Source organism: Bradyrhizobium barranii subsp. apii, from assembly GCF_011516635.5.
GTDB classification, from domain to species: domain Bacteria; phylum Pseudomonadota; class Alphaproteobacteria; order Rhizobiales; family Xanthobacteraceae; genus Bradyrhizobium; species Bradyrhizobium barranii.
The window spans coordinates 8,572,098-8,594,567 of record NZ_CP096255.1 but is presented as its reverse complement, the minus strand read 5'-3'; the positions used below and the strand labels follow the sequence as shown (position 1 = coordinate 8,594,567).

General features: G+C 63.8%; 19 protein-coding genes and 3 pseudogenes. 13 read left to right on the top strand and 9 right to left on the bottom strand.

Going from position 1 to position 22,470, the window contains the following annotated elements; translation table 11 throughout:
• Positions 1 to 24 precede the first annotated feature (24 nt).
• Positions 25 to 1,740, top strand: a complete 1,716-nt coding sequence (gene ureC / locus HAP41_RS41190) for an urease subunit alpha (protein WP_166078778.1) — start codon at positions 25 to 27, stop codon at positions 1,738 to 1,740.
• 145 nt (positions 1,741 to 1,885) lie between these two features.
• On the opposite strand, the pseudogene HAP41_RS41185 reads toward ureC, so the two are convergent.
• Positions 1,886 to 2,721: pseudogene (locus tag HAP41_RS41185) on the bottom strand (IS5 family transposase).
• 110 nt (positions 2,722 to 2,831) lie between these two features.
• Here HAP41_RS41185 and HAP41_RS41180 point away from each other — a divergent pair.
• The 5 genes from HAP41_RS41180 to HAP41_RS41160 all read left to right on the top strand — a co-directional run bounded on the left by HAP41_RS41180 (position 2,832) and on the right by HAP41_RS41160 (position 7,023).
• Complete coding sequence (locus HAP41_RS41180; protein WP_166078800.1) at positions 2,832 to 3,131, top strand: putative quinol monooxygenase; 300 nt, start codon at positions 2,832 to 2,834, stop codon at positions 3,129 to 3,131.
• Positions 3,132 to 3,143: 12 nt separating this feature from the next.
• A complete protein-coding gene (locus tag HAP41_RS41175; RefSeq protein WP_166078816.1) occupies positions 3,144 to 3,764 on the top strand; it encodes an urease accessory protein UreE in 621 nt (206 codons plus the stop codon).
• A complete protein-coding gene (locus HAP41_RS41170; protein WP_071916689.1) occupies positions 3,745 to 4,473 on the top strand; it encodes an urease accessory protein UreF in 729 nt (242 codons plus the stop codon). The genes HAP41_RS41175 and HAP41_RS41170 overlap by 20 nt, the downstream gene beginning before the upstream one ends.
• 39 nt (positions 4,474 to 4,512) lie before the next feature.
• Positions 4,513 to 5,136: an urease accessory protein UreG gene (gene ureG, locus HAP41_RS41165; protein WP_063980981.1), complete on the top strand. Its 624-nt coding sequence runs from the start codon at positions 4,513 to 4,515 to the stop codon at positions 5,134 to 5,136.
• Positions 5,137 to 5,364: 228 nt separating this feature from the next.
• A complete protein-coding gene (locus HAP41_RS41160; protein ID WP_166078839.1) occupies positions 5,365 to 7,023 on the top strand; it encodes a CHASE domain-containing protein in 1,659 nt (552 codons plus the stop codon).
• Between the two features lie 73 nt (positions 7,024 to 7,096).
• Here HAP41_RS41160 and HAP41_RS41155 read toward each other — a convergent pair whose 3' ends face one another.
• From HAP41_RS41155 to HAP41_RS41135, 5 genes are all read right to left on the bottom strand, one after another.
• Complete coding sequence (locus HAP41_RS41155; RefSeq protein WP_166105490.1) at positions 7,097 to 7,705, bottom strand: TetR/AcrR family transcriptional regulator; 609 nt, start codon at positions 7,703 to 7,705, stop codon at positions 7,097 to 7,099.
• A gap of 182 nt (positions 7,706 to 7,887) precedes the next feature.
• Complete coding sequence (locus tag HAP41_RS41150; RefSeq protein WP_166078868.1) at positions 7,888 to 9,030, bottom strand: OpgC domain-containing protein; 1,143 nt, start codon at positions 9,028 to 9,030, stop codon at positions 7,888 to 7,890.
• A gap of 187 nt (positions 9,031 to 9,217) precedes the next feature.
• On the bottom strand, positions 9,218 to 9,673 hold the full coding sequence (locus HAP41_RS41145; RefSeq protein ID WP_166078872.1) for a hypothetical protein: 456 nt from the start codon (positions 9,671 to 9,673) through the stop codon (positions 9,218 to 9,220).
• 79 nt (positions 9,674 to 9,752) lie between these two features.
• Entirely contained in the window at positions 9,753 to 10,124 is a 372-nt protein-coding gene (locus tag HAP41_RS41140) for an ElaB/YgaM/YqjD family protein (protein WP_071917752.1), read from the bottom strand.
• 76 nt (positions 10,125 to 10,200) lie between these two features.
• Positions 10,201 to 11,313, bottom strand: coding sequence for an AI-2E family transporter (locus tag HAP41_RS41135; RefSeq protein WP_166078874.1), 1,113 nt, complete (start codon positions 11,311 to 11,313; stop codon positions 10,201 to 10,203).
• 205 nt (positions 11,314 to 11,518) lie between these two features.
• Here HAP41_RS41135 and HAP41_RS41130 point away from each other — a divergent pair, with 205 nt between their 5' ends.
• Positions 11,519 to 12,295 carry a L,D-transpeptidase gene (locus HAP41_RS41130; protein WP_166078893.1) on the top strand — a complete coding sequence of 259 codons (777 nt, stop codon included), beginning with the start codon at positions 11,519 to 11,521 and terminating at the stop codon, positions 12,293 to 12,295.
• 17 nt (positions 12,296 to 12,312) lie between these two features.
• A complete protein-coding gene (locus HAP41_RS41125) occupies positions 12,313 to 12,966 on the top strand; it encodes a DUF2865 domain-containing protein (protein ID WP_166078905.1) in 654 nt (217 codons plus the stop codon).
• 223 nt (positions 12,967 to 13,189) lie between these two features.
• Here the strand turns inward: HAP41_RS41125 and HAP41_RS41120 are convergent, their stop codons facing one another.
• Positions 13,190 to 15,283 carry a methyl-accepting chemotaxis protein gene (locus HAP41_RS41120; RefSeq protein ID WP_166078931.1) on the bottom strand — a complete coding sequence of 698 codons (2,094 nt, stop codon included), beginning with the start codon at positions 15,281 to 15,283 and terminating at the stop codon, positions 13,190 to 13,192.
• A 273-nt stretch (positions 15,284 to 15,556) separates the two neighbouring features.
• Here HAP41_RS41120 and HAP41_RS41115 point away from each other — a divergent pair, with 273 nt between their 5' ends.
• Positions 15,557 to 15,712, top strand: coding sequence for a Thivi_2564 family membrane protein (locus HAP41_RS41115; protein ID WP_166078964.1), 156 nt, complete (start codon positions 15,557 to 15,559; stop codon positions 15,710 to 15,712).
• Positions 15,713 to 15,828: 116 nt separating this feature from the next.
• On the opposite strand, the gene HAP41_RS41110 is transcribed toward HAP41_RS41115, so the two are convergent.
• On the bottom strand, positions 15,829 to 17,175 hold the full coding sequence (locus tag HAP41_RS41110) for an IS5 family transposase (protein ID WP_166053956.1): 1,347 nt from the start codon (positions 17,173 to 17,175) through the stop codon (positions 15,829 to 15,831).
• A 444-nt stretch (positions 17,176 to 17,619) separates the two neighbouring features.
• On the opposite strand from HAP41_RS41110, the gene istA reads away from it, so the two are divergent.
• From istA to HAP41_RS41090, 4 genes and pseudogenes are all read left to right on the top strand, one after another.
• Positions 17,620 to 19,161, top strand: coding sequence for an IS21 family transposase (gene istA, locus HAP41_RS41105; RefSeq protein WP_166065845.1), 1,542 nt, complete (start codon positions 17,620 to 17,622; stop codon positions 19,159 to 19,161).
• Between the two features lie 16 nt (positions 19,162 to 19,177).
• A pseudogene (istB, locus tag HAP41_RS41100) lies at positions 19,178 to 19,822 on the top strand (IS21-like element helper ATPase IstB); the annotation flags it as partial.
• Between the two features lie 92 nt (positions 19,823 to 19,914).
• A protein-coding gene (locus tag HAP41_RS41095; protein WP_166063836.1) for an IS630 family transposase occupies positions 19,915 to 20,861 on the top strand; the annotation gives its coding sequence in 2 pieces (ribosomal slippage) (positions 19,915 to 20,254 and positions 20,254 to 20,861; 948 coding nt in all).
• 12 nt (positions 20,862 to 20,873) lie between these two features.
• A pseudogene (locus HAP41_RS41090) lies at positions 20,874 to 20,993 on the top strand (ATP-binding protein); the annotation flags it as partial.
• 242 nt (positions 20,994 to 21,235) lie between these two features.
• Here HAP41_RS41090 and HAP41_RS41085 read toward each other — a convergent pair.
• The gene (locus HAP41_RS41085) at positions 21,236 to 22,462 is read right to left on the bottom strand and encodes an IS91 family transposase (protein ID WP_166053869.1); all 1,227 of its coding nucleotides are present in this window, start codon (positions 22,460 to 22,462) and stop codon (positions 21,236 to 21,238) included.
• Positions 22,463 to 22,470 lie beyond the last annotated feature (8 nt).

The following is a 22,470-nucleotide window of genomic DNA, read 5'->3' as shown; positions in this document are numbered from 1 at the left end:
ATTCAAACGCAAACGGGGCTTGTGATGTCCGTCAAAATAAAGCGTTCCGTCTATGCCGACATGTTTGGCCCGACCACCGGCGACAAGGTCAGGCTCGCCGATACCGATCTCATCATCGAGGTCGAGAAGGATTTCACCACTTACGGCGAGGAGGTGAAGTTCGGTGGTGGCAAGGTGATCCGCGACGGCATGGGCCAGTCGCAGGTCACCAACAAGCAGGGTGCGGCCGACACTGTCATCACCAATGCGCTGATCGTCGATCACTGGGGCATCGTGAAGGCCGACGTCGCGATCAAGGACGGCATGATTTCGGCGATCGGCAAGGCCGGCAATCCCGACATCCAGCCCGGCGTCACCATCATCATCGGCCCCGGCACCGACGTGATCGCGGGTGAAGGAAAAATCCTGACCGCCGGCGGCTTCGACAGCCACATCCATTTCATCTGTCCGCAGCAGATCGAGCACGCGCTGATGTCCGGCGTCACCTCGATGCTCGGCGGCGGCACCGGTCCCTCGCACGGCACGTTCGCCACCACCTGCACGCCGGGGCCGTGGCACATGGGGCGGATGATCCAGTCGTTCGACGCCTTCCCGGTCAATCTCGGCATCTCCGGCAAGGGCAACGCGTCGCGCCCCGCCGCGCTGGTCGAGATGATCAAGGCCGGCGCCTGCGCGCTGAAGCTGCACGAGGACTGGGGCACGACGCCGGCTGCGATCGATACCTGCCTGTCGGTGGCTGATGACTACGACATTCAGGTGATGATCCACACCGACACGCTGAACGAATCCGGCTTCGTCGAGGATACCGTCAAGGCCTTCAAGGGCCGCACCATCCACGCCTTCCACACCGAGGGCGCCGGCGGCGGGCATGCGCCTGATATCATCAAGGTCGCGGGGCTGAAGAACGTGCTGCCGTCCTCGACCAATCCGACGCGGCCCTTCACCCGCAACACCCTCGACGAGCATCTGGACATGCTGATGGTGTGCCATCACCTCGATCCCTCGATCGCCGAGGACCTCGCCTTCGCCGAGAGCCGCATCCGCAAGGAGACCATCGCGGCCGAGGATATCCTGCACGATCTCGGCGCGCTCTCGATGATCTCCTCGGACTCCCAGGCCATGGGCCGCCTGGGTGAAGTCATCATCCGGACGTGGCAGACCGCGGACAAGATGAAGAAGCAGCGCGGGTCGCTCGACCAGGACAAAGGCAAGGACAACGACAATTTCCGCGTCAAGCGCTACATCGCCAAGTACACGATCAATCCTGCGATCGCGCACGGCGTGTCGAAACTGATCGGATCGGTCGAGAAGGGCAAGCTCGCCGATCTCGTGCTGTGGTCGCCGGCCTTCTTCGGGGTCAAGCCGGACTGTATCATCAAGGGCGGCTCGATCGTCGCGGCCCCCATGGGCGATCCCAACGCCTCGATCCCGACGCCCCAGCCGGTGCACTATCAGCCGATGTTCGGTGCCTTCGGCAAGGCGCGCACCGCGTCGTCCGTGGTGTTCACCTCGAAGGCGGCGGTCACCGGCGGCCTCGCGCGAAAGCTCGGCATCGACAAGAAGCTCTATGCGGTGCAGAACACCCGCGGAAAGATCTCGAAGAAGAGCATGATCCACAACGACGCCACGCCCAATATCGAGGTCGATCCCGAGACCTACGAGGTGCGCGCCGACGGCGAACTGCTGACCTGCGCGCCCGCCGAGGTGCTGCCGATGGCGCAGCGATATTTCATGTACTGAAATAGCGTCTGGACGCATGTCCCCGGCGCATTTCCCGATTGCATGTCTTGTTGCATGTCCTGGGGCGGCTTTTCCGGTTTTGCGTTCGACCCCGCCTGGTCTAAGGTCCCGCCCGGTATCTTACCTTAGAGTCTGTCCGGAAAGATTACCTTGGATTGCATAGCTTTCGCAGCATGAGTCGGATGGAGGCCAGCTTGAGAAAGGCGAGCGCCCTGTGATTGAAGCATTCCCAATCTTTGGACAGTCTTCGGCATCGCCCGAGCCAGGCAAAGGTACGCTCGACGATCCAGCGTTTGGGCAAGACGACGAAACGGTGAGCCTGATCGGAGCGTTTGACGATTTCGAGGTTCACGCGCTTCAGAGCGCTACGCAGCCCCTTCTGGAAATGTGGCCCTTGATATCCGCCGTCGGCGTAGAGCTTCAGAAGAAAGGGATAGAGGCCGAACAACGTTGCCATCAGGAGCACGCCGCCGTCGCGATCCTGGATGTCCGCCGCATGCACGATGGCGTGCATCAAGAGGCCTTGCGTGTCGACGAGAATGTGCCGCTTCTTGCCCTTGATCTTCTTGCCCGCGTCGTAGCCATGGAGATCATGAGGCCCCCTTTTTCAGCGCTTTTCACGCTCTGGCTATCGATGATGGCGGCGGTGGGAGAAGCCTCGCGCTCGGCCCTTTCGCGACATTCGACATAGAGGGCGTGATGAATTTTATCGAGCGTGCCGTTCCAGCTCCACAGATCGAAGTAGCCATACAGCGTCGAGCGCGGCGGCAGGTCCTTGGGGATCGCGCGCCACTGGCAACCTGTGCTCAGGATGTACATCAGCCCGTTGGCAATCTCGCGCAGGTCCACCGTACGCTTGTTGCCGCCGCGCTTGGCCGGCGGGATGCGAGGCGCGATCAGCGCCCACTCCTCGTCGGTCAAGTCGCTCGGATAGCGCAGGCGGCTGCGGTCGTAGCGTGCACGGTTCTCGGTAGTCCACATTGGCGGCGCGTCCCCATCGAATCAGGCCGCTCACCTTGAATCACAACCGATTCATTCGACTCAACATGTTTTGGAACAGACACTTAGAAGAAAAGCCGGGAGGATTTCTCGTGATTTACGTTGTTGCCACCTTGACCATCAAGCCCGAGACGCGCGCCGAATTCATTGCGGCCGCCACCGCCTGCATCAAGGAGACGCGGAAGGAGCCCGGCAACATCGCCTATGATTTGCACGAGAGCGTCACCGATCCCGCCAAGATGGTGTTCGTCGAGCAGTGGGAGAATGCCGAGGCGCTGGTGCCGCATCGCGCCATGGAGCACATGAAGACGTTTGGCCGCGTCGCGGTGAAGTGTTTTATGGCGCCGCCGAAGATTGAAGTGATCACGCCCGAGAAGGTCGAGACACGGTAACGGGGTAAAAGCATGATCCGGGCGACGCAGGTTAAGGGACAGCACGGCTTCACGGAGGCGCCGGCGGATACGGTGGTGCTCGATTTCGACGACCGACACCGCCGCCGCATGGCGATGACGGGGACGCGGGGCCTCGAATTCCTGCTCGACCTGGAGAATGCCGTCGCGCTGCGCGGCGGTGATGCGTTGGTGCTGGAGGACGGCCGGCTGGTCGAAGTGGTCGCGGCGCCCGAGCCGCTGCTGGAGATCCGCGGTCGCGATCCGCACCACCTCATTCGCGTCGGCTGGCATCTCGGCAATCGCCATTTGCCGACGCAGATCATGGCCAAGAGCCTGCGCATCCGCCGCGACCATGTCATCGAGGCCATGGTGAAGGGCCTCGGTGCGCGCGTGATCGAGATCGAGGCGCCGTTCGATCCCGAAGGCGGCGCTTACGCCGACGGCGGCCACGCGCATGGTCACGACGATCACGGGCATCACGATCACGACCATCATCACCATGATCATGGTCACGATCACCATGACCACCATGATCATGCCGCGCATGACCATGGCCACGACCATCACCACGACGAGCATTGCGACCACCCCGACCATCACCACGGCCACAAGCATGCTCATGACCACAAATGAGCCGGTGAGTGCCGGTGACCTCGCCGAGCGCGAGGCGGCGGCGCTGTACCGGCTGATGACGTGGCTGTCGCCGGCCTTTCCGGTCGGCGGCTTCTCCTATTCCAGCGGCATCGAATGGGCGGTCGAGGCGGGCGACATCACCGACACCGCGACCTTGGCCGACTGGCTCGACGCCATGCTGGGCGACGGCTCCGGCTTTTGCGATGCGACGTTCCTGGTCCACGCCTATCGCGCCACTGAATTGGGCGAGGACACCACCTTGAACGATATCGCGGAGCTCGCCGCCGCCTTCGTTCCGTCGCGCGAGCGGCAGCTCGAGACGACCTCGCAGGGCCGCGCCTTCATCGACATCTCCCGCGCCGCGTGGGATGCCGACGGGCTGGATGCCATGGTTGCGGCATGTCGCACGGCACTGATCTATCCTGTCGCCGTCGGCGTGGTCGCCGCGGTGCACGGCGTGCCGCTGGCGCCGACGCTGCACGCCTTCCTGCATGCGCTGGTCTCGAACTGGATTTCGGCGGCGAGCCGCCTCATTCCGCTCGGCCAGACCGACAGCCAGCGGGTGCTGGTGAAGCTGGAAGCCGCCGTTGCCGCGACCGCCAATCGTGCGTTGAATGCGACATTGGACGACCTCGGCAGCGCGACCTTCCGCGCCGATCTCGCCAGCCTGCGGCACGAGACGCAATATACGCGGCTGTTTCGCTCGTGAGCGATGCGGCCTTTAATCCATCAAGAGAGAGCGAGTGACATGTCGAAATCTCACGGCCCCTTGCGCGTCGGAATAGGCGGCCCGGTCGGATCGGGCAAGACCGCGCTGATGGACCTGCTCTGCAAGACCATGCGCGAGCGCTATGACATCGCGGCGATCACCAACGACATCTACACCAAATGGGATGCGGAATTCCTCGTGCGCTCGGGCTCGCTGACGCCGGACCGCATCGCCGGCGTCGAGACCGGCGGCTGCCCGCACACCGCGATCCGCGAGGACGCTTCGATGAACCTGGCCGCGGTCGCCGACATGCGCGCAAAATTCCCCGGGCTCGACCTCGTGCTGATCGAGTCCGGCGGTGACAATCTGGCTGCCACTTTTTCCCCGGAGCTCGCCGACCTCACCATCTACGTCATCGACGTGGCGGCCGGCGACAAGATCCCGTCCAAGGGCGGCCCCGGCATCACCCGCTCCGACCTCCTGGTCATCAACAAGATCGACCTCGCGCCCCATGTCGGCGCCTCCCTGGAGAAGATGGAGACGGACGCCAGGCGCATGCGCGGCGCGCGCCCCTTCGTCATGACCAACCTGAAAAAGAGCGAGGGGCTCGACCAAATCGTCGGCTTCATCGAGGCCAAAGGCGGCCTGAAACGGGCGGGCTGACGGCGCGACGACGTGGCGCAGGCGTTTTCCGCCGTTAACGTCTGGGGCAAAAGCCGCATCCGCGGAACAAATTTCGGACACGGCGATTAACTACCTCCGGTGCCCGGAGCAAAGCCTTCATGGCCAGACCATCGGCCGGGCGAATTAAGCTTTTCAGGCGACCGAAGTTGCGTACTGATGCCTCCTCCTTCATTTTGCCGACCTGCTGTTTTCGCCTGAGTAGTCGAAGTGGTCCGGCTGGGTTTTATCATCGGTTTCATCGCCCTGCTCGGAGCCCTGCTCTCCGGGCTCGCGGCCTATCGCGTCCACGACCAGGAGCTGGCACTGGACCGGATCGCGCTGGCGCGCGCGATCGACGTCCACGCGAGCCTGGTCCAGGACCGGCTGACCGAGCGCGAGCTGCTCGCGCGTGTCGCCTCAGGCTTGTTCCGTGCGCCGTCGGTCATCAAGCCGAACATGCTGGAGCCGCTGCGCTCGGCCATCTACGCCTTCAAGACCGATTTCGTGGTCGCCGGGTGGGTCGCCCGGCTGAAGCCGAACGAGCTTCTGCCGGCGGAGGACGCGATCGCGAACGCCGGCTTCCCCAATCCGCAGATTCGCACGTATGACGACAAGCCGATCGATCTTGCGAAGGTCACCCAGCCGATCGACGTGCTGATGGACCTCGAACCGCGCAGCAACGAGACCAAGGCGCTGCCCGGCCGCAGCTACGAGCAGGATCAGGTGCGCAGCGCCATGCTGACGCGTGCGCGTGTCGAGAAGAGGTCGGTCGCCTCGGACCCGGTTCAGTTGCTGCGTGGCGGCGGGCCCATCGGCATCATCGTGGCCGCGCCCGTCATTCCCGAGGGCGCGACCGAGCCGGCCGGCTTCGTCACGTTTTCCTACGAGCTCGCCTCCCTGATGCTGACCAATGACGACATGTCGTTGTTCTCGGTCGCGCTTAAGGATCCGCGCAGGGAAGGTGGCGAGCTCGTTGCCAACGACCAGGGCGTGGTCTCGTCACGCATGACGGCCGCGGACGGGCCGGCGCCGTCGGCGACGCGCACGGTGAGCTTTGGCGGGCGCGACTGGCATCTCGGCTACTACGCCAAGACCAATTCGGCGCGGCGCGCTGAGCAGACGGCGATCATCGTGGCGGCGATCGGTTTTGCGATCACCGCGATGGTGTGCGGCCTGTTCGGCTATGTCGCCTACAACAATCTGCGGCTCAGCCGGGAAATCCAGGTGCGGATCGGCTTCGAGCGCCGGCTGACCGCCGTCATCGACGAGCTCAACCACCGGGTCAAGAACATCCTGGCGGTGATCCAGTCGATCGTGACGCGCACGCTGCGTCACGGTTCGGACATCGACGTTGCGCGTGAACTGCTGATCGGCCGCATCCACGCCATGTCCAACGTGGTCTCGCTGCTCAGCGAGAGCCAGTGGCAGGGCGTCAAGCTGAAGGGCCTGTTCGAGGCGCGCGCCATCCCGCATGCCGACCGCATCGCCGTCACCGGCCCCGACATCGCGGTCAGCGCGCGCGCCGCGCAGAGCCTGTCGCTCCTGTTCTTCGAGCTCGCCTCGCACTCCGACGAAGGTCTGTCGCTGGTCGGAAAGCATCCGCACATCACCACGAATTGGACGGTGACGGGCGAGGGGACCGATGAGGTCTTCCACTTCCGCTGGGAGGAGTTCAACACCAGCGAGGCGACGCGCCGCCCGGATTCCGATTTCGGTCTGATCCTGCTCGACCGTGTCGCGCCCGAAGCGCTCGGCGGCACCGCCAAGCGCTACTTCACCGACGCCTCCTACGTCTATGAATTGACGGCGCCGATGGAGACGGTGGTCGACATGTCCGAGCGCGACCGCACGGACAAGATCTCGGCGCCGGTCAGGCCGGTGCGATAGAGATCGCGCTTCAGATTGTTGCCTTGAGCATGGTCTTTTCGGAAGACCGCTTCGCACTTTTCCGGATCATGCTCTAACCCTTCGGCCGCAGCACCAGGTCGACCAGATTGCGCGCGTAGGCCGGCGTGATCGGTGCAATGCCGAAGACGTAGCGGTAGAACAGGCTGCCATAGATGGCGTCGTAGAGATCCTGGGGCGCTCCCTCCGCCAGGATGCTGCCATCCGTCTGGCCAGCGGCGATCATCTCGACCAGTGCGTCGCGGCGGAATTGCAGGTAGCGGGCATAGAACAGCTCCGCCGAGCCGGTCTTGGAAATGCATTCGGAGACGACGGCGAGCTGCACCTTGCCGAACTCGCCCTGGAGCGCCTCGGCATAGGCCGCGGCATGGCGGCGTGCGCGCGCCGCGGGGCTGCCGGAGCTCGCAGGCGGCAGCGGCAGCATCTGCGCGGCATGATGAAGGAAGGCGTCGATCAGCAGCGCTTCCCGCGACGGCCACCATTTGTAGATCGTCATCTTGGAGACGCTGGAGTGGCGTGCGACGGCGTCGATGGAGGTGGCGGCAAGGCCGGTGGCGGCCATCAGCGCGTAGGCGCTTTCGAGAATGGCGTTGGTGGTCTCGATCGATCGCGGCCGGCCGCGCCGGGGCGCGCTGTCAGCCTCATCACCCCCGCCCTTTGCCATCGCCACGCCCGGTCCCCTCACGCAGAGGCTCCCCGCATAGCGCAGCCACAGGTCTCGGCCTAGCAGAATCGCACGATTATTTGGCTAGAGCGTTTTCGAGCGAAGTGGATACCGGTCCGCGTGAAGAAAACACGTCAAGACAGGAATCTGGAGCCCCGTTCCGATTAGATCGGAACGGAGCTCTAGGCCCGCTGCCGCAGGGCGGCCGGAAGGTCCTGCCGCCTCGACCACGAGATGTAATAGGCCACAGCCGTCATCGCCGCGAAGCCAACGAGGCTTACCGCGATCTGCATCACCACGAGGTTCGGTCCGGTGATCAGGATGAGATGGCCGGCGAAGGACAGGAACACGGCAACGCAGAACACCGCGAGCCATTCCTCGCCGCATGTGATCACCGCCTGAAGCGGCCGCAACTTCAGGCCGGGGTGGTCGGCCGGAATGAGATGGGTCGCGAGGAAGGCGAGCGCGAGGAAATGGATCACGCGATAGGGCGCGAGGTTTTCCTTGTCTGTCGGCGCGATGCTGTTGACGACGAAGTCCGGCAAATAGACGGCCAGCGCGGGCGAATGCCGCATCAAGGTGACGGCCATCGCGAAGATGAGATAGGCACCCGCGAGGATCCGCAGCCAGGACATGCCGTGCAACGCGCGTCCGGAGGCGCCTGTTACGGCGAACCAGCCGCCCAGGACCATCAGCATCTGCCAGCACAGCGGATTGAAGGTCCAGTCCTGGTCCGGATAGACCCGGAAATTCCAGTCGAACCAGCGCGCCGCAACGTATAGCGCGACCGATGCCGCCAGCGTCAGGTTCGGCCGCCGCAACAAACCCCATAGCGCAAACGGAAAGAACGCCATCAGCGGGATCATCAGTTGCAGGAGGTCGAGGTTCAGCGGCTCTTCCTGGAGCACGAGGCCGCGGACCAGGATGCGCAGCGGATGATCGAGAATGCCCGAGATGTTGTATTCGTGGATGATCTCCGGCGCCATCGATTGCGAGGCGACATAGGCGATGGTGTCGATATAGATCACGAAGAGCACGACATAGGCAGCGTAGAGCCGCCAGACGCGGCGGAAGATGCGCGTCGCCGCGACGACGTAGCCGCGCTCCAGCGCCATCCTGCCGTGAATGATGGCGACGCCATAACCCACCACGAACACGAACAGGTCAGCGGCGCCGCTGAAGCCGAAATTTCGCAGCGTCAGGAGATTAACGACGTTGTTCGGGATGTGGTCGACGAACACCGACCAGTTGGCAATGCCGAGCGTCAAATACAATCTGGCATCGTGATGGAATGCGGCGAGGTTCGCCTTGACGGACGGTTTCATCGCGAAAAATGACTTTTGGAATCAGGGCCGCTGCTTTTAGCGGCAACCGCCCGCCTATCCGAGTAGCGTTTGCGTGAGGGGGGCCGGAATTGTCCAATCTGGCGCAAAATTGCGCATGATCGCCGGATGGAATTCCCGCAAGCTCGCCCGTTCTGCCGACGACGAAATTATCTTAGCGCTTCGACCGTTATTCGGCCGGTTCAGCCGAGGCTTCGTCGGATGCGCCCGCACGGCTCGCCATGATTCCGAGGGCGACGCCGCCGATCGCCAGGATCGGCAGCAGCCGCTTGATTCCGATGGCGCGAACGATCTGGAGGCCCGTCGCGAGCAGCATGGGGTCGGCGAGCATGCTCGAAGCGGCCGACTTGGCGGCGCGCTCGGCGGCGATCCGGGCGCGCTTCCGCATCTCCCGCTTGTAGCCCCAATAGCTCCCCGCCGCGGCAAGCGTCAGCAGGAAGAAGATGCTGGCGCCGGCGAGGCAGGCCTGCACCGGTCCGTAGGTCTGAAGGACCGAGATGAAGGCGGCCGCGCAGAGAAAGCCCGTGGTGATGAAGAGCGCGAGTGCCGCGCCCGCGGCGAGCGATGTCAGGCGGACGGTCGCGCCCGTCGATGCGCTGATGCCGTCGATGATGCGCTGTAACATGGCCTTGCTCCTCAGATCCCCGCAAGCCGGCAGCGACGGCGCGACAGCGCCGCCGTAACGTCAAGGTCCTGCGCCCGCGCTAGCGGCGCCAGGCGACGCCGATCAGGAAGCCGATGCCGAGCGCGAGTCCGACGGTCGCGAGCGGCCGCTGCGTGATGGCGTCTTCCAGCGTTTCCTCGATCGAGCCGTAGGCGTCTTGCGCAGCTTCCATCATGGCGCTGCCGCGATCCGACATGTCGTCGACCGCGGAATCCACGCTCTCGCGGGCCTGGCGATAGCCGCGGCGGGCCTGCTTGCTGGTGGAGTTGGCAAAGGTGTTGAGCGCTTCGGTGATCTGATCGGTGAGGGCGGCGATATCGCTTTTCACGGCTGCTACATCCTTCTCGAGGCGTTCTCTGGTGGCTTTGTCGGTCCAGTCTCTCATCCCGGTTTCGCCATTGGTTGACATCAGGAGCTCCAAAGCTGTTGGCGGCTGAGATAGCCGGAAAACGTTTCGTGCCCGGGTAAGTTCCGTTCGGGGAAACCGGTCATGCCTGCGGCAGCTGCGGCGAATTCTCCGGCAGCAGGTGCTCCTTGAGGATCAGCCCGACGATCAGGAGCGGCGACGACAGGAATGCGCCCATCGGTCCCCACAGCCAGGTCCAGAAGGCCAGCGCGATGAAGACGGCAAGCGCGTTCAGGGAAAGCCTGCGCCCGATGATGGTCGGCGTGACGAAGTGCCCTTCCAGGAAGGTGATGCCGCCGAAGGCGAGCCCCGCCATCAGTCCGCCGCCGATGGTCGGGAAGGCGACGAGCCCCACCACGACCAGGATGACGAACATCGCGATCGGTCCGATGATCGGGATGAAGTTGAGCGCCGCCGCAAGCGCGCCGAGCCCGGCCGGATTGGGCATGCCGGTGACGGCGCAGATGATGCCGGTTGCGATGCCCACGCCGACATTGATCAGCGTCACCGTCAAAAGATAGTTGCCGAGATGGACCTCGATCTCGTTGAGGATCCGCAGCGTGCGCAGCCGCGCATCGCGATCGCCGAAATTCATGATCAGCGCCCGCCGCAGGTCGCGCCAACTCGCGATGAACAGGATCAGCGTGGCGAAGAACAGCAGGAATTCGGCGAAGGTCGGCGACAGGAATTCCAGCGTCGGTTGCACCCATTCGGCTTTCGGCAGCGGAAGGCTTGGCAGCCCCTCGGAGCCGCCCACCATCGTCTGCAATTCCTTCCACAGCGCCAGCGGCCGGTCGAAGACGTGCATCTTCTCCTTCAACTGCGCGCCCAATTCCGGCAGGCGCGAGCTCCACTCCATCGCAGGCACAGCAATCAGCGCGACGACGAAGGCGACCACCGTCGTCACCGCGATCACGATCAGCACGGCGCCGAGGGCGCGCGGCACATGCCGCCGCTCGAGAAAGCTGGCGGCCGGCGACAACATGGTGCCAGCGACGACCGCCATCACGACCGGGAGGAAGAATGCCCTGGCGACGTAGAGCACGGCGACCACGGCAATTAGGAACAGACCGGCGAGCGCAAAGGCGACAAACTCGGTGCGGCGGATCACCGGCGGCAGCTCGACATGACTGTCGGGAAGCGGGGCGCCCTCGTTATTGCCGGAAATCAGACGTTCAGTGGGAAGGACGCGCACAATATCTCCTCCCGCACGGAAGCCTCCGCGCGCCCATTGTTGGCAGTAGAACGTCCGGGCGGACGTTCCGGTTCCATCGCGGTTTCGTGAAGTTTTGCTCGCTTGACTGTGACGTCGCCGCCGCAGCGAGCGGGGGAACTTGAGTCGGTCCAGCTGCGTTGTTGGGAAGCCGCATCACCCTGATGCACATCCAACGGGGCAGCACATGACAAGGTTCTCTCCAGTCCGTCGCCGCTTCTCGCTGCGCGCCACCACCGCCATTGCCTTCGCGACAGCATTGCTGACCGTGCCCTTCGCGGCACAGGCCCAGACGCTCGGTTATGCACCGATGCAGCCGCAGGGATATCCGCAGGACCCGAGCTATTCGCGGGGTTATGTCAACGCGGCGCCGCAGGCCGCCGACGAGGATGCCGCGCTGCCCGACCGGCTGCGCAAGCAGATCGTCAGCTTCGACAGGAACGAGCCGGCCGGGACCATCGTCATCGATACCGGCAACACTTACCTCTATTACGTGCTCGGCAATGGCCGCGCGATCCGTTACGGCGTCGGCCGACAAGGTTTCACCTGGGCCGGCGTGCAGAGCGTCAGCCGCAAAGCCGAGTGGCCGGATTGGCATCCGCCGGCCGAGATGATCGCGCGTCAGCCTTATCTGCCGCGCTTCGTCGCCGGCGGTCCCGGCAATCCGCTCGGTGCACGCGCGATGTATCTCGGCTCGAGCGAATACCGCATCCACGGCACCAACGATCCCACCACGATCGGCAAGTTCGTGTCCTCCGGTTGCATTCGCATGACCAACGAGGACGTCACGGACCTGTTCAGCCGCGTCAATGTCGGCGCCAAGGTGGTGGTGCTGCCGAAGAACGCCCCGCTGATGGCCAAGGGATACGACAGGGGCGGCGACCCCATACGCAAGCGTCCGCCGGTGACGACGCTGCCTTCGGGACGGCAGGCGCTGAACATCACGACGTCGGCAGTGAACTGAGAGTTGAGCGAGGTCATATGAAGAGACGTTCGATCGGCAAACTGGCCGGTGGCGCGGCGGCGTGCTTCGCCGTCGCCTCGCTCGGCCTCGCGTTGACGCCGTCGGCGCATGCGGAAGACTTCTTCTCGGCGCTGTTCGGCGGCTTCCGCGCGCGCTCCGCGCCGGAGATCCGCATGCCGTTCCCGACCGATGACATGCCGCGCTACGACACGCCGCGCCAGCGGGCCTCTTATGGCGGCAGCATCGCCTATTGCGTGCGCGGTTGCGATGGCCGCTACTTCCCGGCGCAAGGAAACGACGCCGAAAGCAAGGCGCAATCCTGCAAGAGCTTCTGCCCGACGTCCGAAACCTCGCTGGTCTATGGCAGCAATATCGACGACGCCACGACGGACAAGGGAAAATCCTACTCCGACCTGCCCAACGCGTTCCGCTTCCGCAACGAGATCGTCGCGGGCTGCACGTGCAACGGCAAGGATCCGGTCGGACTCGCCCAGGTCAAGGTGGAGGACGATCCGACCTTGCGCAAGGGTGACATCGTTGCGGGCAGCGATGGCCTGGTGGTCGCCAACCGCAACGCCAACGACCGCCGCGGCGTCGCGATGAATTTTTCGCCGCTGCCGGAATCGGTGCGCGCCAGGTTCCGCCAGGTCCCGGTGGTCGCAAAGGAGTAGGGGCGGTGCGGCCTCAAGTGGGTTGCGGCGCTAGCGCCTCGATCTCCACTGTCGTCCCGGACAAGCGGAGCGCAGATCCGGGATCCATAACTACAGGAAGCGGTTTGACGAAGGCACGTGGTTAGCAGCTCGCGCGACAACTTCTCCCTGTGGTTATGGGTCCCGGCGTTCGCCGGGACGACACTGAAGGTGTAGCGGCAGCTTTCTATCCAATCCGCAAGTCCTACGCCGCGCGGATCTTCCCCAGGAAGTCGCTGACCTGCTGGCCGAGCTGACGGCTCTGGGTTTCCAGCGTTTCCGAGGCTTGCTTGACGTTGTCCGCCGCACCGGCGGCAGCATCGGCGTCGGCCCTCACGCCGGTGATGTTGTCGGAGACGTTCCTGGTGCCCTGCGCCGCAAATTGCGTGCTGCGGGTGATCTCCTGGGTCGCCGCGCCCTGCTCCTGCACGGCGGCGGCGATCGCGGTGGCGACCTCGTTCACTTCGCCGATGATGCCGCCGATGGTCTGGATCGCGTTGATGGCGTCGCTCGCCACCCTCTGGATGTCGGCGATCTGCCCGGAGATTTCCTCGGTGGCTTTGGCGGTTTGGCTCGCCAGCGATTTCACCTCGGAGGCGACGACCGCGAAACCGCGCCCGGCTTCGCCCGCACGTGCGGCCTCGATCGTCGCGTTGAGCGCGAGCAGATTGGTCTGCGCCGCGATGGTGTTGATCAGGCCGACCACCTCGCCGATGCGTCCTGCGGACTGCGCCAGCCCTTGCACCGTGCCGTCGGTCTCGCGGGCCTGGTTGACGGCGCGGCTGGCAATGCCCGCGGCGTGCGCCGCCTGCTGGCTGATGTCGTTGATCGAGGCAGAGAGTTCCTCGGCGGCGGCGGCGACGCTGTCGACGCTCATGGAGGCGTCGTTGGAGGCCTTGCCGGCGACCTGGACGCGGTCGTTGGTCTGGCGCGACACCGCGGACAGGTCGCCCGAGGTCTTGCGCATCTCGCCGGACGCTTCGCTCAGTTCGCCGAGCGTCTTGCGCACCGCGCCCTCGAACTCGCCGACATAAGTCTCGACGGCGCGCTGGCGCGCGGCCGCGCCGACATTGCGCTCGCGCTCATGCTCTTCGATCTTGAGCTTCTCGGTCGCCTGCTGCTTGAAGGTTTCCAGCGCGCCGGCAAGCGCGCCGATCTCGTCCTGGCGGTCGAGATAGCCGCTGTCGACGGCAAGGTCGCCGCCGGCGACCTTGAGCATGGCGTCGCGGATGGTGTTGAGGGGATGGATGACGCGGCGGCTGACCAGCATGACCGCGCCGACGGCGAGGCCGATGGCGAGCGCCAGGAGTGCAAGCTGCACGATCAGCGCGCGCTGCGCGGTACTGCGCTGCTCCTGCGTGTAGGTCCGGGCGGCGTCGAGCGCGGCTTCGGCCACCGCGACCGCACTGGCCATACGGCCGACCGTGAGCGGGCTCCACTGGTTGGCCGTCATCTCGGCCTTCTCACCCTTGACCAGGGTGTCCGCGAGACGGTCGCGCAAGGTGAGATATTGCGGCTCGAAATAAGCGGTCTTGGCCGTGGTCATGGCCGAGGCGAGCGCGGGCGGCAATTGCATGCCCGAGGTCGACAATTCCAGCGCTTTCCACATCGCGGCCGTACCGCCGACAAATTGGGTATAGTTGTAGCGGCCCTCCGGCGTGATCTTGCCGGCCGCAAGTCCGGTCGAGACGATCAGCGAGGCCTCGCCCGCGGTGTTGCGGAGCAGCCAGGCGCTCTGCTTGATCGACAGCAGCTGGTCGATCACGGCATCCTGGTGGTTGACGGTGGCGGCGAGGACGCCCGAGAGCTTGTCGAGCACGTCGAGCAGCCCCTGCGTCGTCTCCATGTATTCCTTGGTCAGACCGGCGCGGCGCTGGTCCTTCGGTTTGGCAACATCCTCCCAGAATTGCTTCTGCTCTTCGCCCAGCAATTTGTAGAGCCGCGCGAGCTCAGGCACCAGCGTGCCCGATTGCGGGAAGTCGATGTTCGGCAGCAGCTCGAGCGCGCGGGCCATCGCCGGCATCTGCGCATCGCGCAGCGCGCGCAGATATCTCTCGATCTCGGAGTCCATCGGCTCGGTCGCGTTCAGCAGCCGCGACGTGGTCGAGCGGTCGGTGCGCAGATTGTGCATCGCCTTGAACAGATCGGCGGAGGCGTCGGCGATCTGCGAGATGCGGTTGGCGGTCTTGAGACGGTCCCAGGAGGCGTAGGCGGTGAGCGAGAGCGCAATCACCACACAGACCGAGGTGATGGCGATCACCGCCTTCAGCAGCGCGGACACGGTCAGACGATTCAGCATCGAAGCCCCCCTAAATTCCCATTGCAAAGTTCGTCGAGACGCCCCGGCAACATCGAAAACGGAGGGGCAGGCAGATCGGCAATCGCATGCCGTTTGCGGCGCATCACCCAAACGGTTTCTGCATCTGAAACGAAAAGGGTAAAGTTTTAGGCAGGCCGGCTGATCGTAGAAGTACGTATTTACTAGAAGTTGCAGTGGGTTGCCGTGATGGAACCTGCGCGGGAGATAGGCGTTAGAACACCGTAGCAATTTGCCTGAAGGGGGGTCCTTGCGATGCTGGTCGGCATACTCGTCACCTTTCTCGTCGTCATTCTCGTGCTCTATCTCATCAACATGCTGCCCATGGACGGTCGCGCCAAGCAGATCGCGCGCGTGGTCGTCATCATCATCGGCGTGGTGTCGCTGCTGAAATATCTGACGGTGTTTTAGCGGTGGGGCGTGTAGCCCGGATGGAGCGCAGCGAAATCCGGGGGGCCTGCCCCAAGCAACGCCGGTCCCGGATTGCGCTTCGCTCCATCCGGGCTACGGCCCGAAATAGTCGTCCGTTAAGAATCCGAATTGAGCGGGATGGGACATGTGAACGTGCGCCATATCCGGATCAGGAACAGGTCCAAGAAATCTCTCAGCCAGGCGAGGATGCGGCGGAAGTTGTGGCCTACGGCGGAGAGGACGACGTTGGCGGCGTCTCCTGCGCGGCCTTTGAGGTAGCAGCGCCCGAGGTGACCTTCGGCCTTCAGGTGTCCGATGATGGGCTCGATGGCGGATCGGCGGCGCAACTCGCGCTTGATGATCCCGAAGACGCCGCGCTTCTGGCCGGAGATGAAGACGCGACGTGGATTTTGAGCGTCGTGGCCGCGATACCCCTTGTCGACATAGGCCCGCTCGATCGGACAGCCGGTGAGTGCCTCGGTGCGGTCGATGACGTCGCGCAGGGTGTGACCGTCATACGGATTATCGGGCAGCGCCCTGACGTGTAGCACGAACAGACCGCCGGGAGCTCGGCGGTTGTTGGTGACGATGGAAGCCTTGACGCCGAACTCGTACGGCGCGGAGGCCTTGCCCTTGCCGATGCACTCCACCTCCGGGGCATGGAAAGAATAAAGCTTCCAGCCGCGTTGGCGCTGCTGCTGCGAGCGGATCTGGCTGGCCCGGCCAAGCGGAAGGGCGAACGCCTCCTCCAGGGCTGGCTGGCCGTCGATCTTGCGGCGGATATCGCGGATGATCCGGCCGAGCCTTGAGCGCAGGATACGCAACTGCCGCTGATGCCGCCTGAATTGTTTGGCATGGGCGTAGCGGCCCGCCATCATCGCGGCGGCCTTGGCGATCCGAGAATAGGACTGCCGCAGCCTGACGCCGTGCCTTCTCGCCAGGCGGTTGAGCCCCTTGATGGCCGCATGCAGCAGCTTGGCGTCGGTCGGAAAGGTGATGGCCTTTGGCTGCACCGTGGTATCGACCGTGACCCGCTTGAGGTCCTGGCCGCGTAACGCGCCGGCCTCGTGCGCCACCCGCAGGCTCTCGGCCAGCAGCAGTTCCAGCTTGTCGCCGAGCCGCTTGCGCCAATGGCTCAGGTCCGATCGCTCGTGCGGGAAGGCGTGCTGGAAGAACTCTTCGCCGGTGAAGTACTGGAAATACGGGTCGTGGACCCAGCGCTCGCAAATCCCCTCATCGGACAGCCCGTAAATCTGCTTGAGCAACAGCAGCCCGATCATGAAGCGGGTCTCGATCCCCGGCCGGCCGTTCTCGCTGTAGAGCGGCGCGATCTCGCCGTCGATCCAGTCCCAATCGATCTTGCCGGCCAACAGAACCAGCTCGTGCTTCAGATTGATGATCTGGTCCAGCCGCGCCCGGAACAGGTCGTTCGATCCCGTCGTCTTGTGCTTCTTCGGTCGCATCGTCCCCTCCGATGCAACACAGAATCATGGTCCGCTGCGAAAGGGAATCTGGAGGGTTCTGTGAGGTCGCGCTCACGCGAGGGCGCGGCAGGCGCTTATGACGCGACCTCATTGAAGCCGGATTGAACGAAGGCGCGGGAGGCTATTCGCGGTTTTGCAGCTATGGGGATTGTTCGAGATCGCCATGCCCGATCTGCTGGCTCGGCGCGTGAGGCAGAGACACAGGAGTGCGCATCCTGGAAGAGTTGAGATCAGACGCGCTTCGCCTGAGTGCATGTTTCGCGGGATCGTGAGCACGGATTTCAGGGGATCGTGAGCAGAGATTTCAGACGATCGTGAGCACGGATTTCGCGGGATCGTGAGCAGCTTTTCAGCAACTCAGCCCGCTTCGGCCGACAACTCAACCGGCTTAGGAACTGCCTCGTCAGTGAACGAGGAAGGCCGATGCCCACCCAGAGATTGTCGATGCGCCGGATCAAAGAGGTTCTCCGCTTAAAACATGTTCAAGGCTTGCCGGAGCGAGCCATCGCGCGCACCTTGGGCATCAGCAACGGCGCCGTGCACAGCTATCTACGCCGAGCCGGGGCTGCCGGGCTGAACTGGCCGTTGCCGGCCGGAATGAGCGACGAGGACCTGGAGCTGCTGCTTTTCCCGGCGCCGAGGCCTGCGTCGCAGAGCCCCCAGCGGGCCGTTCCCGACTGGGGCTATGTCGACAAGGAGCTGCGCCGACGCAACGTGACCCGTCGGCTGCTGTGGGACGAGTATCGCGCCACCCATCCCGATGGCTTCGGCTACACCTGGTTCTGCACGACGTACGAGGCCTGGAAGGGGCGAGCCCGGCCTTCGATGCGGCAGACGCATCTGGGCGGCGAGAAGGTTTTCGTGGATTTCGCCGGCGACACCATCGACGTCATCGATCCCTCAAACGGGGAAGTGCAGTCGATGAAGCTGTTCGTCGCGGCGATGGGCGCCTCCAACTATACCTATGCCGAGGCCTGTCCAAGCGAGGGGCTCGCCGACTGGATCCGGGTCCACATCAATCTTTTCGCCTTCCTCGGCGGCGTGCCGACATTCGTAGTCTGCGACAATCTCAAGGCCGCCGTCACCAATCCCGACCGCCACGATCCCGGCCTCAACCGAACCTATGCCGAGATGGCGAGCCATTACGGCACGGCCATTCTCGCAGCCCGGCCGCGGCGCCCAAAAGATAAGGCAAAGGTCGAAGTTGCGGTGCAAGTCGCCCAGCGATGGATTCTGGCGCGGCTGCGCAACCAACGCTTCTTTTCGTTGGCGGAGCTGAACGCAGCCATCAAAACACTCGTCGTCGAACTCAATGCAAGGCAGATGCGCGACTTTGGCGCCAGTCGCGCCGAACTGTTCGCCGAGCTCGACAAGCCCAAGCTTACAAAGCTGCCGGACCAAGCTTACGCTTTCGCACGCTGGAAGCGATGCCGGATCGGCCCCGACTATCATATCGAGATCGATGGACACTGGTATTCCGCGCCGTATCGGCTCATCCGTGAGCTTGTCGACGCACGCATCGATGACAGAACGGTCGAGATCTTCCACAACGGCCGCAGGATCGCCAGCCACGCCCGCGCGCCCAACCGGCGGGGCCACACCACCATCGCCGACCATATGCCCAGCGCCCATCGGCGCTACGGTCAATGGACGCCCGCCGGAGTGATCGTCGCCGGCGAGCGGATCGGTCCGTCGACCGCCGCCTTCTTCCAGGCCGTGATCGCGGCCCGGCCGCATCCCGAGCAAGGCTTTCGCACCTGCCTCGGCATTCTGTCACTGGTCAAAAGCTACAGCGCGGAGCGCGTCGAAGCGGCCTGCCGGCGCGGCATTCTGATCAAGGCGCGATCCGTCGCCTCGATCCGCTCCATCCTCCAGAACGGTCTGGATCGTACCTTTCTCGACGAGCCCTCCGAACACCAACCCCTGCGCCACGGCAACATCCGCGGCCGCGATTATTTTCACTGAAGCCAAGGAGACCTGTATGCTCAACCATCCCACCCACGAACGCCTGATCGAGCTCGGCTTGAGCGGCATGGCCAAGGCCTTCGAGGAGCAGCGACGATCGCCTGATCTCGAAGCCTTGCCGTTCGAAGATCGCATCGGCCTGCTGGTCGACCGGGAAGCGGCGGAACGCGACACCAGGCGGCTCACCACGCGCCTCAAGCTGGCCTCGCTCCGCCAGAATGCCTGCGTGGAGGACGTCGATTTGCGCACGCCGCGGGGTATCGACCGGGCCGTCTTCGCCAAGCTCGCCAGCGGCGACTGGATCGATCGCCACGAGAATTTGCTCATAACCGGGGCGACCGGATTGGGCAAAAGTTGGTTAGCCTGTGCCCTCGGCCACAAGGCCTGCCGAGATAATCGCTCGGTCCTCTATCACCGCGTCCCAAGATTGTTCGAAGCGTTGGGGCTCGCGCGGGGCGATGGACGTTATGCCCGCTTGCTCAAAACCCTTGGCCGCGCCCAGGTTCTGATTTTGGATGATTGGGGATTGTCGGTGCTCACCGCTGCCGAGCGGCGCGATCTACTGGAAATCCTTGACGATCGCCATGGCCGCTCCTCCACCATCGTAACCAGCCAACTCCCTGTGGACACATGGCACGAAGTTATCGGAGATCCCACGCTAGAGCATTTTCCGACCGGAAAGAATCGGGTGGGGATTCCCAAAACGGCGCGAGTCAGATTCAAGCTGCATGCTGGCGAGGGAGGCCAGCATGTATGGCCAGGGCGCTTTCGGTTGATCTTCGCCAAAGGGTGGTAGCCGCGATTGACGGTGGCATGTCCTGTCGACAGGCTGCTGAGCGCTTTGGTGTCAGCGCGGCCAGTGCAATCCGCTGGCGCGGTCGCCTCAAGAAAGTTGGCGACATCGTTCCTAAACGCCAGGGCGGTGACCGCAAATCGCAGCGCATCGAAGCGCATTCGCAATTGATTCTGGAGGCGGTGACAGCGAGGCCGGATATCACGCTTGCCGAGTTGCGAGAACTGTTGAAACGTCGTGGAATATCGACTGGCATCGCGTCGCTCTGGCGTTTTTTCCAGCGCAGAAAGATCACACTTAAAAAAAGACAGCGCACGCCGCCGAGCAACGGCGCGGCGATATAAATGCCGCACGTGAGGAGTGGTTCGAAGGGCAAATCGACCTTGACCCTGAGCGTCTCGTCTTCATCGACGAAACCAGCGCCAACACCAAAATGGCGCGGCGTTACGGGCGCTCGCCACGCGGCGAGCGATGTCGTGCAGCTATCCCACACGGACATTGGAAGACGACGACGTTCACCGCTGGATTGCGCTCCGACGGTCTGATCGCGCCGCTTGTTCTGGACGGTCCAATGGATGGCGACGCTTTCCTGGCCTACGTCGAGCAATTGCTCGCCCCATCGCTGCGGCCGGGCGATACCGTTATCATGGACAACTTGCCCGCTCACAAGGTCCATGGCGTTCGAGAGGCCATCCAGGCGGTCGGAGCTAGCCTGCTCTATCTTCCGCCCTACAGTCCAGACTTCAACCCGATTGAAATGGCCTTCTCCAAACTGAAAGCGCTGTTGCGGACCGCCGCAGCCCGCACCATGCCCGATCTCTGGCAAGCAATCGCCAACGCTCTCAAACGCTTCTCACCCGAGGAATGTCAAAATTATCTCGTCGCGGCTGGTTACGACGCAACGTGATCGGAAAACGCTCTAGGCGACGCGATTCTGGATCGCCTCGTCCACAACGCTCACCGCCTCCAGCTTGCTGGCGAAAGCATGCGAAAACGCAACGCCAAAACCATCACCCTTGACGAGCAGCCAGAACGCTGACCCTATCACCGCCTCGGCCGGAGCGAGGCTGCTCACGATCGTCTGAATTCGGCGCTCATGATCGCGCGAAATCGCTGCTCACGATCACTGAAATATGCAGCCTGAGATCGCGATAGGCCTTTTGCTGCATCGGACGGTTGTTGTCGCGCAGTGTGACAGCACGGATTCGACATCGTCCGCGATGATCGAGACGCTGGGAGCGAAATGACGAATGATGATCGTCGTGCACGACATGACTTGGCTCACGATGTGTCGCATCGGAACGGTGATGTTCGAGGGCTGGGGCGTCTGAAGCTATGTCGAAAGCGCTCAATGATGCGCATGACGCCACCACAATCGGGACAGGCAGGAACCTCGGCCCAGGTTTGAGCCTCCGAATCCACAGGCGACGGCTGGCCATCGTTTGGGGCTGTTCGCTCATGATCGAGAAGTTCGCGGCAAAGGGCGAGCTTGGCAGCGCGATGGCGGTTGGCCATGAAGCCGAAGTGGCGGATGCGGTGGAAGCCGTCAGGCGGCGTATGAAGCAGGAAACGGCGAATGAACTCATCGGGCTTGAGATTCATGATCTTTGTCGCGCTGTTTTGGCGATAGTCCTTCCATGAGAAGGCGACATGATCGTCGTCGAGTGCGACGAGCCGGCTGTTGGCGATCGCGACGCGATGGGTGTAGCGGCCGAGATAGGCCAGGACCTGTGCGGGTCCGCCGAAGGGCCGCTTGGCGTAAACAACCCAGTTGATGCGTCGCATGGCGTCGAGGTGGGCCGCAAAGGCAGCCGGCTCGGCCAGAGCTCCGAGATCGCCGAAGAAACGCAAGGCACCGGAGTTGAAGGCTGCCGACAGACGTTTGAGAAAAAGTGTGCGAAATAGTCTGGACAACGGTTTGACGGCCAGGAAGAAGTTCGGTCGGCAAGCGGTCCAGCGCGCGCCATCGGGCGAGAGGCCGCCACCCGGAACGACGCAATGGACGTGGGGATGATGCATCAGCGTCTGTCCCCAGGTGTGGAGGACGGCGACGCCGCCGATCGCACCGCCGAGCCGGCGTGGATTGGCGGCGAGCGTCGTCATCGCCTCGGCGGCAGCCTTGAACAGGATGGCATAGACGACGGCCTTGTTCTGGAAAGCGATCGCGGCGATCGGTGCGGGAAGTGTAAAGACGACGTGGAAATAGGGAACCGGAAGCAGGTCGGCTTGACGCGCGGCGAGCCACGCGGCTCGGGCTCTCCCCTGACACTTCGGACAGTGCCGATTGCGGCAGGAATTATAGGCAACGCGTGTCGTGCCGCAGTCGTCGCAAGCCTGCATGTGGCCGCCGAGCGCCTCGGTCCGGCACGCAACGATCGCGCTCATCACGCGCCGCTCGACCCGCCCCAGATGACCGGCATGTACACGGCGATAGGCGTCGCCATGCCGGCGCAGAATATCGGCAATCTCGATGGCGGGCCTGTTGGAGCGGATGTCGGAGCGGGTCATGACCCGCA

Excerpts from the sequence above, each read along its gene's own strand:
- ureC (WP_166078778.1), top strand. The coding sequence starts at position 25 with ATGTCCGTCAAAATAAAGCGTTCCGTCTATGCCGACATGTTTGGCCCG.
- HAP41_RS41175 (WP_166078816.1), top strand. The coding sequence starts at position 3,144 with ATGATCCGGGCGACGCAGGTTAAGGGACAGCACGGCTTCACGGAGGCG.
- HAP41_RS41170 (WP_071916689.1), top strand. The coding sequence starts at position 3,745 with ATGCTCATGACCACAAATGAGCCGGTGAGTGCCGGTGACCTCGCCGAG.
- ureG (WP_063980981.1), top strand. The coding sequence starts at position 4,513 with ATGTCGAAATCTCACGGCCCCTTGCGCGTCGGAATAGGCGGCCCGGTC.
- HAP41_RS41155 (WP_166105490.1), bottom strand. The coding sequence starts at position 7,705 with ATGGCAAAGGGCGGGGGTGATGAGGCTGACAGCGCGCCCCGGCGCGGC.
- HAP41_RS41150 (WP_166078868.1), bottom strand. The coding sequence starts at position 9,030 with ATGAAACCGTCCGTCAAGGCGAACCTCGCCGCATTCCATCACGATGCC.
- HAP41_RS41145 (WP_166078872.1), bottom strand. The coding sequence starts at position 9,673 with ATGTTACAGCGCATCATCGACGGCATCAGCGCATCGACGGGCGCGACC.
- HAP41_RS41130 (WP_166078893.1), top strand. The coding sequence starts at position 11,519 with ATGACAAGGTTCTCTCCAGTCCGTCGCCGCTTCTCGCTGCGCGCCACC.
- HAP41_RS41125 (WP_166078905.1), top strand. The coding sequence starts at position 12,313 with ATGAAGAGACGTTCGATCGGCAAACTGGCCGGTGGCGCGGCGGCGTGC.
- HAP41_RS41120 (WP_166078931.1), bottom strand. The coding sequence starts at position 15,283 with ATGCTGAATCGTCTGACCGTGTCCGCGCTGCTGAAGGCGGTGATCGCC.
- HAP41_RS41115 (WP_166078964.1), top strand. The coding sequence starts at position 15,557 with ATGCTGGTCGGCATACTCGTCACCTTTCTCGTCGTCATTCTCGTGCTC.
- HAP41_RS41110 (WP_166053956.1), bottom strand. The coding sequence starts at position 17,175 with ATGCGACCGAAGAAGCACAAGACGACGGGATCGAACGACCTGTTCCGG.
- istA (WP_166065845.1), top strand. The coding sequence starts at position 17,620 with ATGCCCACCCAGAGATTGTCGATGCGCCGGATCAAAGAGGTTCTCCGC.
- HAP41_RS41085 (WP_166053869.1), bottom strand. The coding sequence starts at position 22,462 with ATGACCCGCTCCGACATCCGCTCCAACAGGCCCGCCATCGAGATTGCC.